This window comes from Propionivibrio sp. (assembly GCF_047602565.1).
In the GTDB taxonomy this organism is placed as follows: Bacteria; Pseudomonadota; Gammaproteobacteria; order Burkholderiales; family Rhodocyclaceae; genus Propionivibrio.
Window position 1 is genome coordinate 330,998 of the sequence record NZ_JASGGX010000001.1, and the last position, 16,988, is coordinate 347,985.

Here is a 16,988-nt window from a genome sequence, read left to right on the forward strand (position 1 = left end):
ATTACTCCAGGTTGAGGTTGGCTTCGATCGAAGCGGCATCGCACAGGGCGATTCCATTCACTCCGTCGGCGCAGCGCTTGACCAGGCCGGCAAGGACCTTGCCCGGACCGCATTCGGCGACGTCGGTCACGCCCATGGCGGCGATCTTCTGCACGGTCTCGACCCAGCGCACGGGCGAATAGGCCTGGCGGACGAGCGCGTCCTTGATCTTCGCCGGGTCCGTTTCGATGGCGACGTCGACGTTGTTGACCACCGGAATGGCCGGCACCTTGAAGTCGAGCTCGGCCAGGCGCGCGCCCAGCTTGTCCGCCGCCGGGCGGATCAGCGAGGAATGGAAGGGCGCGGAGACCGGCAGCAGCACGGCACGCTTCGCGCCCCGCGCCTTGCAGCCCTCGCAGGCGCGCTCGACGGCGGCCTTGCTGCCGGCGATGACGGTCTGCCCCGGCCCGTTGAAATTGACCGGCTGCACGACCTGCCCCTCGCCGACCTCGGCTTCGGCCTCGGCGCAGGCTTCGCGGATCTTGTCGTCGTCCAGGTTGAGGATCGCCGCCATCGCGCCCGTGCCGACCGGCACGGCTTCCTGCATGGCGCTCGCGCGCAGGCGCACCAGCGGCACCGCGTCCTTGAACTCGATGACGCCGGCCGCGACCAGCGCCGAGTACTCGCCCAGGCTGTGCCCGGCGACCACCGCCGGCTGCCGGCCGCCCTTCTCCAGCCACAGGCGATAGGCCGCGATGGCCGCGGTCAGCATCAGCGGCTGCGTATTGACGGTCTGCGCCAGCAGTTCGGCGGGCCCTTCGGCGACGAGCTGCCACAGATCCTGGTCCAGCGTCGCGGAGGCCTCGTCGAAGGTGGCGCGCACCACCGCCGAATCGCCGTACGCGCCCATCATGCCGACCGACTGGGAACCCTGCCCCGGAAACACGAATGCGAATGCCATGGTTTTTCTCCTTCTAGAACTGAAGCAGTACGGCGCCCCAGGTGAATCCGCCGCCGACGCCTTCGAGCATGAGCTTCTGCCCGCGCCGGATGCGCCCGTCGCGGATCGCCGCGTCCAGCGCCAGCGGAACGGAAGCCGCCGAGGTGTTGCCGTGGCCATCCACCGTCACGACGACCTTGTCCATCGGCAGCCCGAGCTTCTTGGCCGTCGATTCGATGATGCGGATGTTGGCCTGGTGCGGAATCAGCCAATCGACCTCCGACGACGCGATGCCCGCGCTGTCGCAGCATTCCTGGGCGATTTCCGAGAGGACGCGCACGGCGAACTTGAAGACGGCCTGCCCGTCCATGCGCAGGAACGGATCGCCGGTGACCTGCCCGCCGGACACCTGCCCCGCCACGGAGAGGATGCCGAACTGGGAACCGTCGGCGTGCGCCGCCGTGGCCAGTATCCCCGGCGCGTCGGAGGCTTCGAGGACCACGGCGCCGGCGCCGTCGCCGAACAGCACGCAGGTGGTGCGGTCCTGCCAGTCCAGGATGCGCGAGAAGACTTCCGCGCCGACGACCAGCGCCTTCTTGTGGCTGCCGGAACGGATGAATTTCTCGGCGACGCTCAGCGCATAGACGAAGCCGCTGCACACCGCCTGCACGTCGAAGGCCATGGCGCCGACGTTGCCGAGTTTCGCCTGCAGCAGGCACGCCGTGCTCGGGAAGATGAAATCGGGCGTCGAGGTGGCGACGATGATCAGGTCGAGCTCCGCGGCCTCCGCGCCCGCGGCTTCGAGCGCGCGGCGGCTGGCCTCGAGAGCGAGGTCGCTGGAGGTGACGCCGGGCTCGGCCAGGTAGCGCGTCCGGATGCCGGTGCGGGTGACGATCCACTCGTCGGTGGTGGCGACGCCGCGCCGGGCGAGGTCGTCATTGCTGACGGGCGAACCCGGCAGATAACTGCCGACGCCTGCGATACGTGCATACATCATGCTGCGGTCTCCTGAATCGGTTGTTGCTGCGCCTGCTGGGCCACCCGCAGGGAGATGCGCTCCAGGACGCCGTTGCGCACGGTATCCGCCGCGCGGTCGAGGGCGTTGCCGAAGGAAAAGGCGTCGGCGGACCCGTGGCTTTTCACCACGATGCCCCGCAGCCCCAGCAGACTGGCGCCGTTGTAGCGGCGATGGTTGACGCGGCGCTTGAAGTGCTTGATCACGGGCAGGGCGACCAGCGCCGCCAGCCGGGTCAGCAGGTTGCGGCTGAACTCCTGGCGCAGGAAGGTCGCCAGCAGCTGCGCCAGCCCCTCGGACGCCTTGAGCGCCACGTTGCCGACGAAGCCGTCGCAGACGACCACCTCGGCCTCGCCCTTGTACAGGCCGTCGCCTTCGACGTTGCCGACGAAGTTGAGCCCGGAATCCTTGAGCAGTTCCGCGGCGCGCTTGACCACGTCGTTGCCCTTGATGTCTTCCTCGCCGATGTTGAGCAGGCCGACGGTCGGACGCTCCTTGTGCTCGATCGCGCCGACCAGCGAAACGCCCATGATGGCGAACTGCAGCAGGTGCTCCGGGGAACAGTCCACGTTGGCGCCGAGATCCAGCACGTGCACATGGCCCGAGATGGTCGGCAGCACGGCGCAGATCGCCGGCCGGTCGATTCCCGGCAGCATCTTGAGGACGAACCGCGAGATGGCCATCAGCGCGCCGGTGTTGCCCGCCGACACGCAGGCGTCGGCCTCGCCGTTCCTGACGAGGTCGAGCGCCACGCGCATCGACGAATCCTTCTTGGTGCGGATAGCGAGCGCCGGCGACTCATCCATCGCCACCACCTCGCTGGCGTGCCGGATCACCAGGCGCGAAGCGTCCGCGCTCCCGAGGAAGGGGCGGATCTTCTCCTCGATGCCCACCAGGATGGCGCGAACGTCATCGTGCTTGCGCACGAATTCCAGCGCCGCCCGCACGGTGACCTCGGGACCGTGGTCCCCGCCCATGCAGTCGATAGCGACAGTGACAGTCATCCAATAAAGGCAAAAGAAAAGGCAGGCTGCCCACCCACGGGATTCAACCTGCCTAGTTCCAGAGTCTTATTCAGCGGAACCCTTGGCAACCTTCTTGCCACGATAGTAGCCGGTGGGGCTGACGTGATGGCGGAGATGGACCTCGCCGGTCGTCGGCTCGATGGCCAGCGGCGGGTTGGTCAGAAAATCGTGGGCGCGATGCATGCCGCGCTTGGACGGGGACTTCTTGTTCTGTTGGACGGCCATAATTCCTACTCCATGATCAAATTCACCGCACCTTGCCCTTCAGCACGGAAAAGGGGGAAACCTTTTCCGACAGACCACCTGCCTGGGGCAAAGCACAACTTTCGTGACGCGGCGCCGCGGGAAGATCGAGAATGATCTCGTCCTCGATCAACGCCACGACATCGAGTTCCTTTTGCGCCGTGAGGAAATCCTTCGAGTCATCCTCGATTTCCTCCTGCGTCAGTTCTTCTTCGTCCTTGACCAGTTCCAGCAGGGAGCGAATCCTGACCGGAGAGTCAATTCCTTCGAGGCAACGCTGGCAGCGCACGGACAGTACGCCATCCACTTCCAGAACCAGTTGCGGCCGGTTGCGCGGCCCCATCCGTCCCTGTACGCGATAGCTAAGATCGCCGGCCGGATCGGTCAGCATGTCGAGCACTCGCGCCAGACTTGCCACCGGCAATTCGCCTTGCAGCGAACCGCCTTCCCGCGCAAAGGCCAGGCTGTCTATTACGACCCGTTGCGACATAAGGCGCGCATGATATTATTTTCGCCCCCCGAAGTCAAAGCAATTTAAACAAAGCACCCGTCGCAACTATCTGGATTTCTTCCCTTTTTTGAATCCTGCTGCGAAAACGCCGCGATTTTCGCCTATCTTCCCATGACCTGCAGACAACTTGTCCTGGCATCGACCTCGCCGTTCCGCCGCGAGCTGCTCGGCCGCCTCGGCGTTTCGTTCGAAATCGCCAATCCCCGCACCGACGAATCGCCGCTGCCCGACGAAGCCCCGGAAGACACCGTGCTCAGGCTGTCCGAGGCCAAGGCCCGCGCCGTCGCCGCGCAGTTTCCCGAGGCCCTGATCATCGGCAGCGACCAGGTCGCCGTGCTCGACGGCCAGGCCTACGGCAAGCCTGGAACGCACGACAACGCGGTCCGGCAGCTGCGGACGATGCGCGGCCGGACGGTCGAACTTCTTCACCGGCTTGTGCCTGCTCGACGCCCGCACCGGGCAGGCGCGGGTGCGCGGCGTCCCCACCCTGGTCACCTTCCGCGACCTGGACGACGCGGCCATCGAAAGCTACCTGCGCCGGGAACAGCCCTACCAATGCGCCGGCGCCGCCAAGTCCGAGGGGCTCGGCATCGCCATCATCGCGCGCATGCAGGGCGACGATCCGAACGCCCTGATCGGCCTGCCGCTGATCGCGCTCTGCGATCTGCTAGAGGAGGCCGGATGCCCCGTGCTGTGAAAAGAGCCGCCCGGTGAGCGCGGGCACGCTCTACCTGATCCCGGTGCCGCTCGGCCCGGCGCCCGCGCGGGAAGTCCTGCCGGAGCCGGTGGTCGCGCAGGCCGCGCGGCTGACGCATTTCGTCGCCGAAAACGCGAAGTCGGCGCGGGCGTTCCTCAAATCCCTGCCGTCCGCCTCGCCGCTGCAGCATATAGATATACAGGAGCTCAACGAACACACGCCGCCGCAGGCGGTCGCGCAGCTGCTCGTGCCCCTGCTCGCCGGCGACGACGTCGGCCTGGTCTCGGAAGCCGGCTGCCCCGCCGTGGCCGATCCGGGCGCGGCGCTGGTCGCCCTGGCGCACGAGGCCGGCATTGCGGTGATGCCGCTGGTCGGCCCGTCGTCCCTGCTGCTGGCCCTGATGGGCTCGGGGCTGTGCGGGCAGAGCTTCGCCTTCCACGGCTACCTCCCGGCCAAGGACGACCAGCGCAAAAAGCGCATCCAGGAACTCGAAGGCGAATCCCGCCGCGCCGGCCGGACCCAGCTGTTCATCGAGACGCCCTACCGCAACCGGAAGATGCTCGAATCCCTGCTCGCCGCCTGTTCGCCGCAAACCCGCATCGGCATCGCCACCGACCTCACCCTGCCCGGCCAGCGCATCATGACGCTGCGTTGCGGCGACTGGAAGCGCCGGGAACTGCCCGACATCGACAAACGCCCAACCGTATTTCTGTTGCAGGCGTGATCAGGCCAATCGCCCGAATGCCCGCGCGGCGGCCTCTCCCTCCCCTTCAAGGGGAGGGCCGGGGTGGGGATGGGGTAAAAGGCGTGCGTTGCCTCACGTCATCGCTGCAAAGACAACCCCATCCCCCACCCAACCTCCCCCTTGAAGGGGGAGGAGCCGGATTGGAGGCGCTCGTGCGACGGAACTCCAACTCCAGGCGTGACCGCCTCCCCGGCGGCGGGTTATGATGGCGTCGATTACGGAACGGCAAGCGATGCGCCAGGCAGGCTAGGAGGAATTCCGGATGCGTTTCGTCGCTCCAGACCGCTTCGCAGAACTCAAGGCCACGGGCAAGCTGCCTTCGCCCAAGGGCGTGGCTTTATCGATCATCCGGCTGCTGCAGCGCGACGACTACCGCGTCGCCGACCTGGTCCAGCTCGTCCAGTCCGACCCGGCGATCGCGGGGCGCATCCTCTACTTCGCCAACGCCGCGGCGTTCGGCCGTTCGCGCCCGATCATCTCCCTGCAGCGGGCGATCGTGGCGCTCGGCTCGTTCCGCGTGCGCGACCTGGTCATCGGCCTGTCGGTCATGCACAGCCACCGCAGCGGGCAATGCGCCGAGTTCGACTACGAACGCTTCTGGGGCCACTCCCTCGCCACCGGCATCGCCTGCCAGGAACTCGCCCACGTCGCCCAGATCGCCAGCGAGGAAATCTTCACCATCGGCCTGCTCTCGCGCGTCGGCGAGCTGGCCCTGGCCACGCTGTTCCCGGACGACTACGCCGGCGTCCTGATCAAGGCGCGCGAGCGCGGAACGCCGATCGAGGAACTGGAGCAGAAGCGCTTCCAGTTCGATCACCATGAACTCGCCGCCAGCCTCCTGTGCGAATGGGGCCTGCCGGAAGTGCTCATCCAGGCCGCCTTCCACTACGAAAACCCCGACGCCGCCGGCTTCGACGCCGGATCGCGGGTGCAGACCCTGACCTATTCGCTGAGCTTCGCCAGCGCGCTCGCCCAGATCTGCATGGTCGAGGAAGAATCGCGCTGGAGCCTGCTGCCCGGCCTGCTCTCGCGCGCCGCGCGCCTCGGCATCAGCGGCGGGACGCTCAACGAGCTCGTCAACCGGGTGGTCGCCGGCTGGCGGGAATGGGGCGCCAAGCTGCAGGTGCGCACGCGGGACATCCCGCCGTTCGCCGAAATCCTGGCGGCCACGCCGCCGATGCGCCGGATGGCGGCCACGCCGCCCGGCGAGGACCGCCGCGCGCGGGCGGCCGGCCTGAACGTCCAGCTGATCGGCATCCCGCTGGACGAACTCCAGCCGCTGATGCGCCTGATTGAAGCCATGGGGCATCAGCCCGTGCTGGTCGACGACGGCCCCAAGGCACTGGCCGCACTGCTCAAGCGCCCCGCCCAGATCGTGATCGCCGACCTGTCCGCGCCGGGACCGGACCCGGTGGACTTCTGCCGCCGCCTGCGCCGGAGCGCCGCCGGCGAAGACTGCTACGCGCTTTTCCTGGCGTCTCCCGAGCAGGAAGGCCGTTCGCTCGAACTCATCGACGCCGGTGCGGACGACGTGCTGATCAAACCGATCAACGAACAGGCCTTGCGCGTCCACCTCACCACCGCCGGCCGCATGCGCATGCTGAGGGAGCAGATCCATCGCGAGCGCCAGGGCGTGATGCGCTCGACCGACGAATTCGCCACGGCCCAGAAAAAGCTCCTGCAGGACGCGCTGACCGACACCCTGACGCAACTGCCCAATCGCCGCAACGGCATGGATTTCCTGGCCTCGGAACTGCTCTTCACGCAATCCAGCGGCGCGCCGCTGGCCTGCCTGATGATGGACATCGACCATTTCAAGCAGATCAACGACACCTTCGGGCATGCCGCGGGCGACGCCGTGCTCAGGCAGTTGGCCGCCATCCTGCGCAGCGCCGCCCGTACCGAGGACATGGTGTTCCGCTACGGCGGCGAGGAATTCGTCGCCATCCTCACCAACGCTCCGTCGAAGATCGCCCTGCAGATCGCCGAGCGCATCCGGATGCAGGTCGAGGACGCCGATTTCATCTGGGAAGGCCGGCGGATTCCGGTCACTCTCAGCATCGGCGTCGCCCTGGCCGGCGGCAAGACGCAGGACAGCCAGGCGCTGATCCAGACGGCCGACGCTGCCCTGTACCAGGCCAAGAAAGCCGGCCGCAACCGGGTGGTGGCCGAAGGCGCGGCGTAGGGCCGGAAAAAGCTGAATCCGGGAACACCGACGACCCGGCCCCCGGCCTCCGGCCTCCGCCAGGGTAACGAATAAATCAGCGTTTTCTCATCGGCTCGGCCCGATGAAATAGAAAGTCGCCGTCATACCGGCGCAAGCCGGTATCCAGTGTCGGAGAGCAGCCGCCGACTGGCCCCCGGCTTGCGCCGAAGTGACGGATTCATACATCTTCGGGCCTCATCGATAGCTCGCCACCGGGATAGCTCTATAACTTTCGTCATATTGCATCCGCATGATATGAGCCTTAAAATCGTTGCCTTCTTAACCATTTTTAATAATACGAAAGGTTATCGGCATGTCGGCTCCGGAGGCGCTGCGCCATGAAGACCTGCTCTGGCTGCTCGGCAGCCTGAGCGGCCTGTTCCGCCTCCCGTTCGACGCCGCGCTGGTCGCCCAGGACTTTCCGCCACCGACCACCCGCGCCACCCTGCATGACGCCGCCCGCGCCCTCGGCTTCAAGACCGGCGCCTGCCGCCTCGCCGGCCTCGACTGGCACCGCCTCCACTTTCCCGCCATCGCCTTCCTGAAGGCCCCCGTTGCCGAAGCGCCTTCCCCGTCCCCGGAGCCCCCGTCACCCCGGCGCACGCCGGGGTCCAGTAAAGCGGAGGAGGAGCCCCCCGCACCGGCCACCCCACCCACCCCACCCACCCCACCCACCCCACCCACCCCGCTCCTTCTGCTCAAATCCGACGGCCGCCAGCTCCTCGCCTTCCGCGCCGGCGCCCAGGCCCCCGAAACCCTCCCGCTCGACGACCTCGCCCCCCGCCTCCACCCCGAACTCATCCTCGTCGCCCGCGACCGCGCCGCCACCGGCGAGAACGAAGCCATCCCCGGCTTCGAGACCGAGAAGAAAGCCTTCGGCTTCGCCTGGTTCCTCCCCGAACTCCTGAAACACCAAGCCATCTGGCGCGACGTGCTGCTGGCCTCCCTCGCCCTCCAACTCGCCGGCCTGGTCACGCCCCTGTTCACCCAGGTGATCATCGACAAGGTCGTCGTGCACCAGACCCAGAGCACCCTGCTCGTCCTCGGCGTCGCCCTGGTGATGTTCATGCTCTTCTCCGCCGGCATGACCTGGCTGCGCCAGTACCTCGTCCTGCACACCGGCAACCGCATCGACGCCGTGCTCGGCAGCGCCGTCCTCCGGCACCTCCTGCACCTGCCGCTGCCGTACTTCGAACACCGCCCCACCGGCGTCCTCGTCGCCCGCCTGCACGGCGTCGAGACCATCCGCGAATTCGTCTCCGGCGCCGCCGTCACCCTGATCCTCGACTTTCCCTTCCTGCTCATCTTCCTGGCGGTGATGTTCGCCTACTCCTGGCAGCTCTCGCTGATCGCCGTCGGCCTGCTCGGCACCATCGGCCTGATCAGCGTCCTGGTCGCCCCGCTCTTCCGGGACAAGCTCAACCGCCAGTTCATGCTCGGCGCCCGCAACCAGGCCTTCCTCACCGAGTACATCGCCGGCATGGGCACGGTCAAATCCCTGCAGATGGAGGCGGACATCGACCGCAAATACGGCGACCTGCTGGCCGACTACCTCGCCGCCGGCTTCTCCACCAAGCAGGTCGGCAACAGCTACAACGTCCTCGCCAATGCCCTCGAACAGGTGATGACCCTGTCGATCCTGATCGTCGGCGCGCTGCTGGTCATGGAGAGCGGCCGGGACGGCAGGGTCTTCACCGTCGGCATGCTGGTCGCCTTCCAGATGTTCGCCGGGCGCATGAGCCAGCCGATGCTGCGCCTGGTCGGCCTGTGGCAGGAGTTCCAGCAGGCGCGCATCGCGGTGGCCCGCCTGGGCGACATCCTCGACCTGCCGCAGGAGCCGCACACCCTGACCCCGGCACGCGAACCGTCCCGGGGCGCCGGCCACCTCGTCATCGAGAACCTCGCCTTCCGCTACGGCGAGCACCTGCCCTGGCTGTACCGCCACCTCGACCTGGCCTTCCAGCCGGGACGGCTGACCGTGATCATGGGCCCGTCCGGCTGCGGCAAGAGCACGCTGGCCAAGCTCATGCTCGGCTTCTATCCGCCCCAGGAGGGGCGGATCACCCTGGACGGCCAGGACATCCGCACGCTGGCGGCCAACGAACTGCGGCGCGTCTTCGGGGTGGTGCCGCAGGAGACGGTGCTCTTCTCCGGCACGCTCTACGACAACCTGGCCATGGCGCATCCGCACGCGAGCTTCGAGGACGTCATCGCCGCCTGCAAGGCCGCCGAAATCCACGAGGTGATCGAACACCTCCCGGACGGCTACCAGACCGAGATCGGCGAGCGGGGGACGGGACTCTCCGGCGGGCAGCGGCAGCGGATCGCCATCGCGCGAGCCCTGCTGAAACGCCCGAAGATCCTGATCTTCGACGAGGCCGTCTCCAACCTCGACCAGCACACCGCCGAGCACTTCGCGAGAACGATCAACCAGCTCAAGGGCAAGGTCACGATGCTCTTCATCACCCACCAGATTCCCAAGGGACTGCACGTCGATGCCGTGTTCTCCTTCGGACAGGATAGCCAGCACAGCACTCAGGTCGGTGTCGTGGGAGAGGACAGGGAATGAAATCCATGCGTGATGCGCGTCGGTTTTGGTGTTTACATGACTTCCATTTCACATTCCGCCTGAATGCTACCGAGCTTGATGCACTGAACCGGTCACAAATTGTGACCGGTTCAAGCACGACTTGGATCGTTTCCCGAGGATTTCATGCTCCAGTTTGAGAATCATGACATTGCAGCTTTGAGATCACGGATTGTGATCTCAAACACTGGGCATGGCGGCTACCACACGGCACCGTATGCCTTTACCGAACAAGGCGTCACACGTCGCATACCAGCCGCTGACAATATAGCTTACGTCATATTGCAAAAGCATTAACAAGCCGATAGAATCCATTCAGCATTTTATCAGACAGCATTGATGAGATCGGTTTTTGTATGCAAAGAATGCTTTTATGGACTTTTTTAAGTGGTGTATTTCTTTCACTTACCGCTTTTTTTATTTCTCAACTTATAAAACGTATGTTTTCCTCAGAAAAAGCAGCCTTTCATTTCTCACAGTGGCTAATTCTTTCACTAATTTTCGGAACACTAATTTTAATAACTTTTATTAATTCATAAAGAGAAATGATACTGAGGCTTTAAAAATTCAACTTGCTGGTATGAAAGAAGCTGCTGATTACTTATTAAGCACGTTCACTGTTTGGGCGCCAATAATATGCCTTTCTGAATTTAGTCTTGGCATGGAAATGGACAAAAAATATAGCGACACCTCGTTAGCAAGATTTCTTTTTGAAAAAAAATCCAGATGGGCCGTCTCAATTATGAGCTTGATAACCTATTGCTTTCTGTTTTAGCAGCGTACTACCCGCTCAATGAAATACGTGGAATCTAATGAGAAAAATGAAATGGTAGCGCCTCCTTTGGCTCGATTCTTTAACAAGAGAATGGTGTTATTTAGCATTTTTCCAGGCTGGTTAGATACTGTAATTATTATTCTTTTATTTGTTGTACAAAAAAAATATTCTTTCGAGGTAAATGAACTTACAGGAATAATATTTAGTATCGGATTTTTAAGGTATTTATTTCAAGCATCTCTAATTGGTTTCATAAACTTCTCTTCAAGAAATTGGTATATCAAAGAGATTATTTTGCTTGCTGTCGCAATATCTTTACTGTTTTTATATAAGCAAAATACATTTATATGGATATTTTCAGCCTACTACGCTGAACTATCTTTTTTCCAACTAATTGTCTCAATATATAAAACATAAAATGTCGTAAACACTAATTTTATAACGATGAAATATTGAAATGTCACTTACCTATTTGTAATTTATACGTTTAGGGTGAAATTCTATATGAGAACAATATGGCTTCTTTGGGGATGTGGTTTCTTTGGTGTTATTTGTGTTGTTGTAGGTAACATATATTCCAGTTCGGTTGAAAAATACGGAAGACAATCAGCTCAATACCAGGCATGGCTTAAAAACAGCAATGATTTTTCGCCAAGTGGTTTGAAAAAATCACAACTATATCTTTGGAGAATCAGTTTAATTTCACGATGGATTGGTGGTGGACTGGGGTTTATTTATATTTTCATTGAGTTTGTGTTCTTAATTTTTAGAAAAGGATAAATCATGGGAATGGGGAACGCAGTAGATGCCGGACTAAATGCCATTCAACTTATGACAGGATTACAATCGGCATATAACTCAAACAATGCAGTTGATAAGTTGAACAATATTATTCAGTTGGGCGCTGGACTTGCCACATGGCTGGCCTCTCCTCTTGCCTCAGGCGGGGCTAACGCTACCGCAGCAATGTTGGCTATAGGGAAAATTGAGGCAGACATCCAAAACGGAAGAAGCACAGATATCGAAGATTGGTTAAATTTGGCTGGTAATGTTATTGCCATTGGGGCTGCTGTTGGACAGGTATTTTGCCCAGCAGGCAGAGCTGTAGGACTGATGGTAAAGGCTGCGAGAGCAATTGGAGCTGCTCAGACAATCAAGTGGGGTACCAACCAGGCTTACGCCGATGAGATCGACCCCAACACCAACACCACCTATCTCTCCGGCCGCAATTGGCGACAAGTCGACCCCCTGGCCCTCGACCTCGATGGTGACGGCCTCGAAACCACCGGCATCGCCTCCACCAACACCACCCTCTTCGACCACGACGGCGACGGCGTGCGCACCGGTACCGGCTGGGTCAAGGGCGACGACGCCCTTCTTGTCCTCGATCGCAACGGCAACGGAATCATCGATTCCGGCCGCGAACTCTTCGGCGTCGATACCGTCCTTGCCAACGGCCAGAAAGCCGCCAACGGCTTCGCCGCCCTCGCCGACCTCGATTCCAACCACGACGGCCTCTTCTCCGCCGCCGACGACCAGTTCGCCCACGTCAAACTCTGGCGCGACCTCGACCAGGACGGCATTTCCGATGCCGGCGAACTACTCAGCCTCACCGACGCCGGCATCGCCAGCATCAACCTCGCCAACACCGCCACCAATACCGGCCTCGCCGGCGGCAACACCCTGACCGCCACCGGCACCTACACCAAGACCGACGGCACCACCGGCACCGCCGGCAACCTCAACCTCGCCGACAATCCCTTCTACAGCGACTTCACCCAGGCCGTCCCCCTCTCCGACGCCGCCAAGGCCCTCCCCGGCATGCAGGGCTCCGGCATGGTCCGTGACCTGCGCGAAGCCGCCAGCCTCGATGCCCGCATCGTCTCCGACGTCAATGCCCTCGCCGGCCTCTCCCGCACCCAGATGCTGAGCGCCCTCGACAGCCTCATCGCCCATTGGGCCGGCACCTCGTCCATGAAGACTTCCATGGACGAGGCCGAAGGCCGCAACTTCCGCATCGCCTACCTGCCGCCGGGCCTGACCGCCGCCGACTACCGCGCGGACCCCGGCAACGACCACTTCAGCGATGCCGTCGCCACCTTCAACGCCAAGGCGGCCTACCTCCGCAACCTGATCGGCATCCTCGAAAAGTTCAACGGCACCCTCTTCGTCACCGTCGGCAACGACCGCGTCACCACCGGCGCCGGGGCGACGGTCAGCGTGAGCGCGGGAGCGGGGACCGGCTCGGGCGGCAGCGGCGGCATGACCGGCGCCGACATCGTGCCGTACGCTTTCGTCACCCTCAGCGCCGCCCAGGTCACCCTGCTCGAACAGAGCTACACCCAGCTCAAGGAATCCATCTACGCCGGCCTGGTGCTGGAAACGCGCCTGAAACCCTACCTCGACCAGATCAGCCTGACCATCGACCAAAACGGCATCCGGCTCGACTACAGCGCCATGACCGCCGCGCTCGACGCCCTCTATGCCACCGACCGCGTGCGCGCCTTCACCGACGCACTGGACCTCAACAGCTACGGCGCCACGCTCGGCTGGAATTCCGCACAGAAACTCGTCGCCTGGGCCAACGAGGCCAGGGCCAGCGGGCAGCTCGAAGCGCTCAAGGCCGGATTGGCGGCGGTGTTCGCAGGAAGCCCGGACGTCGTCCCCGAATTCAGGATCGGCACCGACGCGAACGACACGCTGAATGGCGGAGCAACGTCGGACATCATTTCCGCCGGGGCAGGCAACGACACGCTCAATGGAGGCAACGGCAACGACATCCTGGATGGCGGCGCCGGCAACGACGTGCTGTACGGCGGATTGGGTAACAACATCTACCTCTTCGGCAAGGGCGACGGACAGGACATCATTGGCACCAGCCACGACACCACGGCCGGCAAGCTCAACGTCCTGCAGTTCAAGGCCGGCGTGCTGCCAGCCGAGGTGACGGTGACACGCGTGGACAACGACCTGGTCCTCCGCGTGGCCGGCACGACCGACCGGATCACGGTGCAGTACTTCTTCTATGGCGACGACCCGGCCACGCCCTACAACTCGGTACAGCAGGTCCGCTTCGACGACGGCACCGTCTGGGACATCGCCACGCTCAAGGCCAAGGTTTTTGGGGGTACCGACGGCAACGACACCCTGCGCGGCACGATCGGGAACGACCTCCTTTCGGGCGGCTTGGGTAACGACACGATTAATGGTGCGGCAGGTGACGATAAATTGTTCGGCGGGGATGGCGCCGACACGTTGTACGGCGACAACGGCAACGACATCCTGGACGGCGGCGCCGGCAACGACGTGCTGTACGGCGGATTGGGCAACAACACCTACCTGTTCGGTAAGGGTGACGGACAGGACCTGATCACCGGTACCACCTACGACGCCACGGCCGGCAAGCTCAGTACCCTGCAGTTCAAGGCCGGCGTGCTGCCTTCGGAGGTCGTGATCCGCCAGGTCTACGACAACTATTGGGGCGGCAACCGTGCTCTGGAAATCTCCATCGCCGGCACCACCGACAAGGTGACGATCAGCGGCTTCTTCTACGCCGACGATCCGGGCGGCATCTACAACGGCGTCCAGCAGTTCAAGTTCGACGACGGCACCGTGTGGAAAATGACCGACATCCTGGCCAAGCTGTACGCCGGCACTGACGGCAACGACGTGGTGCGCGGCACGATCGCGGCCGAAACATTGAACGGCGGCTTGGGCAACGATACCCTCAACGGAGCGGCGGGCAACGATGTGCTACTTGGCGGCGACGGTGCCGACAGTCTGTATGGCGAGGCCGGCAACGACACCCTCAACGGGGGCCTCGGCAACGACATGCTGGACGGAGGCGTCGGCGACGATACGCTCGATGGCGGCACAGGAAACGACACCCTGACCGGTGGAGTGGGCAACAACCTCTACCTCTTCGGCAAGGGCGACGGGCAGGACCTGATCACCGGCACCACCTACGACGCCACAGCCGGCAAACTCAGTACCCTGCAGTTCAAGGCCGGCGTGCTGCCGTCGGAGGTCGTGATCCGCCAAGCTTACGACAACTATTGGGGCGCCAACCGCGCCCTGGAAGTCTCCATCGCCGGCACCACCGACAAGGTGACGATCAGCGGCTTCTTCTACGCCGACGATCCGAGCGGCATCTACAACGGCGTCCAGCAGTTCAAGTTCGACGACGGCACCGTGTGGAAAATGACCGACATCCTGGCCAAGCTGTACGCCGGCACTGACGGCAACGACGTGGTGCGCGGCACGATCGCGGCCGAAACGTTGAACGGTGGCCTGGGCAACGATACCCTCAACGGGGCAGCCGGCAACGATGTGCTGCAAGGCGGCGACGGCAATGATGCCCTGTATGGCGAGACGGGTAACGACATTCTCAACGGGGGCCTCGGCAACGACTTGCTGGACGGAGGCGTCGGTGACGACCTTCTCGACGGTGGCACAGGAAACGACACCCTGACCGGTGGAGTGGGCAACAACACCTACCTCTTCGGCAAGGGCGACGGACAGGACCTGATCACCGGCACCACCTACGACGCCACAGCCGGCAAGCTCAGCACTTTACAGTTCAAGGCCGGTATCCTGCCCTCCGACATCGTGATCCGCCAAGCCTACGACAACTATTGGGGCGCCAACCGCGCCCTGGAAGTCTCCATCGCCGGTACCACCGACAAGGTGACGATCAGCGGCTTCTTCTACGCCGACGATCCGGGCAGCATCTACAACGGCGTGCAACAGTTCAGGTTCGACGACGGTACCGTGTGGAAGATGACCGACATCCTGGCCCAGTTGTACGCTGGCACTGACGGCAACGACGTGGTGCGCGGCACAATCGCAGCCGAGACGTTGAACGGTGGCCTAGGCAACGATACCCTCAACGGAGCGGCCGGTAATGATGTACTGCTCGGCGGCGACGGCAATGATGCCCTGTATGGCGAGGCCGGTAACGACACTCTCAACGGAGGCCTCGGCAACGATATGCTGGATGGAGGCGTCGGCGACGATACGCTCGATGGAGGAACAGGGAACGACACCTTGACCGGCGGAGTGGGCAACAACACCTATCTCTTCGGCAAGGGTGACGGGCAAGACCTGATTACCGGTACCACCTACGACGCCACGGCCGGCAAGCTCAGTACCTTGCAGTTCAAGGCCGGTATCCTGCCCTCCGACATCGTGCTCCGCCAGGCCTACGACAGCTATTGGGGCGGCAATCGCGCCCTGGAAGTCTCCATCGTCGGCACCACCGACAAGGTGACGATCAGCGGTTTCTTCTACGCCGACGATCCGGGCAGCATTTACAACGGCGTGCAGCAGTTCAAGTTCGACGACGGCACCGTCTGGGACATCACCACCCTCAAAGCCAAGGCTTTCGCGGGCACCGACGGCAACGACACGTTGCGCGGCACGATCGGGAACGATCTCTTTTCCGGCAGTCTGGGCAACGATACGATCGAGGGACTGGCCGGCAACGACATCCTGCAAGGCGGTGCGGGCAACGATACCCTGACCGACACGTCGGGGACGGCATTGTTCGACGGCGGCGCGGGGAGCGACACGCTCACCGGCGGCGCCTCCGCCGAGGTGTTCATCGGCGGTACCGGCAACGATACCTACACCACCGGCGCCGGCAACGACGTGATCTGCTTCAACAAGGGCGACGGGCAGGATACCTTCGCCGCCGGCGGCACCGGCGCCGATACCCTCTCGCTCGGCGGCAACTTTGCCTATGGCGATCTGGCCTTCGCCAAGTCGGCCAACGACCTCGTGCTCAAGCTGGGCGCGGACGACCGGATCACCTTCAAGGACTGGTACGCCGCCTCGCCGTCGAAGCCGGTGGTCAACCTGCAGGTGATCGCCGAGGCGATGGATGCCTTCGCGGCCGGCGGCAGCGATCCGCTGCTCGACCAGAAGGTGGAGACCTTCAACTTCGCCGGTCTGGTCGGGGCGTTCGATGCGGCGCGCACGGCCAATCCGGGACTCTCCGCCTGGGCGCTGACCCATGCCCTGACGCAGTTCCAGCTGGCCGGGTCGGACACCGCCGCGCTGGGCGGCGACCTTGCCTACCAGTACGGCCGGAACGGTTCCCTCGCCGGCCTCGGCCTCGCGGTCGCGCAGGGCGTCATCGGCGAGGCCGGCTTCGGCACCCAGGCGCAGACGCTGCACGACCCGGCGTCACTGCAGACCGGAACGGTGCGGCTGGGCTGAGGGATGGCGTTGGGGTGGGGATGAGGTCGGCTGGGCCGGCCTGCGT

Annotated in this window: 11 protein-coding genes and 2 pseudogenes; 8 read left to right on the top strand and 5 right to left on the bottom strand. The window is 63.2% G+C overall.

The genetic code is table 11. The annotated features are described in order from the left end of the window. Nucleotide 1: 1 nt before the first annotated feature. The 5 genes from fabD to QM701_RS01500 all read right to left on the bottom strand — a co-directional run bounded on the left by fabD (nucleotide 2) and on the right by QM701_RS01500 (nucleotide 3,692). A complete protein-coding gene (gene fabD / locus QM701_RS01480) occupies nucleotides 2–940 on the bottom strand; it encodes an ACP S-malonyltransferase (RefSeq protein ID WP_415165340.1) in 939 nt (312 codons plus the stop codon). 13 nt (nucleotides 941–953) lie between these two features. Further along, on the bottom strand, nucleotides 954–1,916 hold the full coding sequence (locus tag QM701_RS01485) for a beta-ketoacyl-ACP synthase III (RefSeq protein ID WP_415165341.1): 963 nt from the start codon (nucleotides 1,914–1,916) through the stop codon (nucleotides 954–956). Further along, a complete protein-coding gene (plsX, locus tag QM701_RS01490) occupies nucleotides 1,913–2,938 on the bottom strand; it encodes a phosphate acyltransferase PlsX (RefSeq protein WP_415165342.1) in 1,026 nt (341 codons plus the stop codon). The genes QM701_RS01485 and plsX overlap by 4 nt, the downstream gene beginning before the upstream one ends. Before the next feature lie 66 nt (nucleotides 2,939–3,004). Further along, on the bottom strand, nucleotides 3,005–3,184 hold the full coding sequence (gene rpmF / locus QM701_RS01495; protein WP_415165343.1) for a 50S ribosomal protein L32: 180 nt from the start codon (nucleotides 3,182–3,184) through the stop codon (nucleotides 3,005–3,007). Nucleotides 3,185–3,206: 22 nt separating this feature from the next. After that, nucleotides 3,207–3,692: a YceD family protein gene (locus QM701_RS01500; RefSeq protein ID WP_415165344.1), complete on the bottom strand. Its 486-nt coding sequence runs from the start codon at nucleotides 3,690–3,692 to the stop codon at nucleotides 3,207–3,209. A gap of 132 nt (nucleotides 3,693–3,824) precedes the next feature. Between QM701_RS01500 and QM701_RS01505 the strand changes: the two are divergent. From QM701_RS01505 to QM701_RS01540, 8 genes and pseudogenes are all read left to right on the top strand, one after another. After that, nucleotides 3,825–4,064 (top strand): annotated as a pseudogene (locus QM701_RS01505) (Maf family protein); the annotation flags it as partial. Nucleotides 4,065–4,146: 82 nt separating this feature from the next. Next, nucleotides 4,147–4,410 (top strand): Maf family protein, encoded by a 264-nt coding sequence (locus tag QM701_RS01510; RefSeq protein WP_415165345.1) that lies wholly within the window; start codon nucleotides 4,147–4,149, stop codon nucleotides 4,408–4,410. Between the two features lie 13 nt (nucleotides 4,411–4,423). Next, nucleotides 4,424–5,134, top strand: a complete 711-nt coding sequence (locus QM701_RS01515) for an SAM-dependent methyltransferase (protein WP_415165346.1) — start codon at nucleotides 4,424–4,426, stop codon at nucleotides 5,132–5,134. Nucleotides 5,135–5,417: 283 nt separating this feature from the next. Beyond that, nucleotides 5,418–7,340 (top strand): diguanylate cyclase, encoded by a 1,923-nt coding sequence (locus QM701_RS01520; RefSeq protein WP_415165347.1) that lies wholly within the window; start codon nucleotides 5,418–5,420, stop codon nucleotides 7,338–7,340. 334 nt (nucleotides 7,341–7,674) lie between these two features. Continuing rightward, the gene (locus tag QM701_RS01525) at nucleotides 7,675–9,930 is read left to right on the top strand and encodes a peptidase domain-containing ABC transporter (protein ID WP_415165348.1); all 2,256 of its coding nucleotides are present in this window, start codon (nucleotides 7,675–7,677) and stop codon (nucleotides 9,928–9,930) included. A 138-nt stretch (nucleotides 9,931–10,068) separates the two neighbouring features. Next, nucleotides 10,069–10,245, top strand: a pseudogene (locus QM701_RS01530) (ORF6N domain-containing protein); the annotation flags it as partial. 982 nt (nucleotides 10,246–11,227) lie between these two features. Beyond that, entirely contained in the window at nucleotides 11,228–11,503 is a 276-nt protein-coding gene (locus QM701_RS01535; protein ID WP_415165349.1) for a hypothetical protein, read from the top strand. 333 nt (nucleotides 11,504–11,836) lie between these two features. Then, the gene (locus QM701_RS01540; protein ID WP_415165350.1) at nucleotides 11,837–16,942 is read left to right on the top strand and encodes a beta strand repeat-containing protein; all 5,106 of its coding nucleotides are present in this window, start codon (nucleotides 11,837–11,839) and stop codon (nucleotides 16,940–16,942) included. The last annotated feature ends 46 nt before the right edge of the window (nucleotides 16,943–16,988 follow it).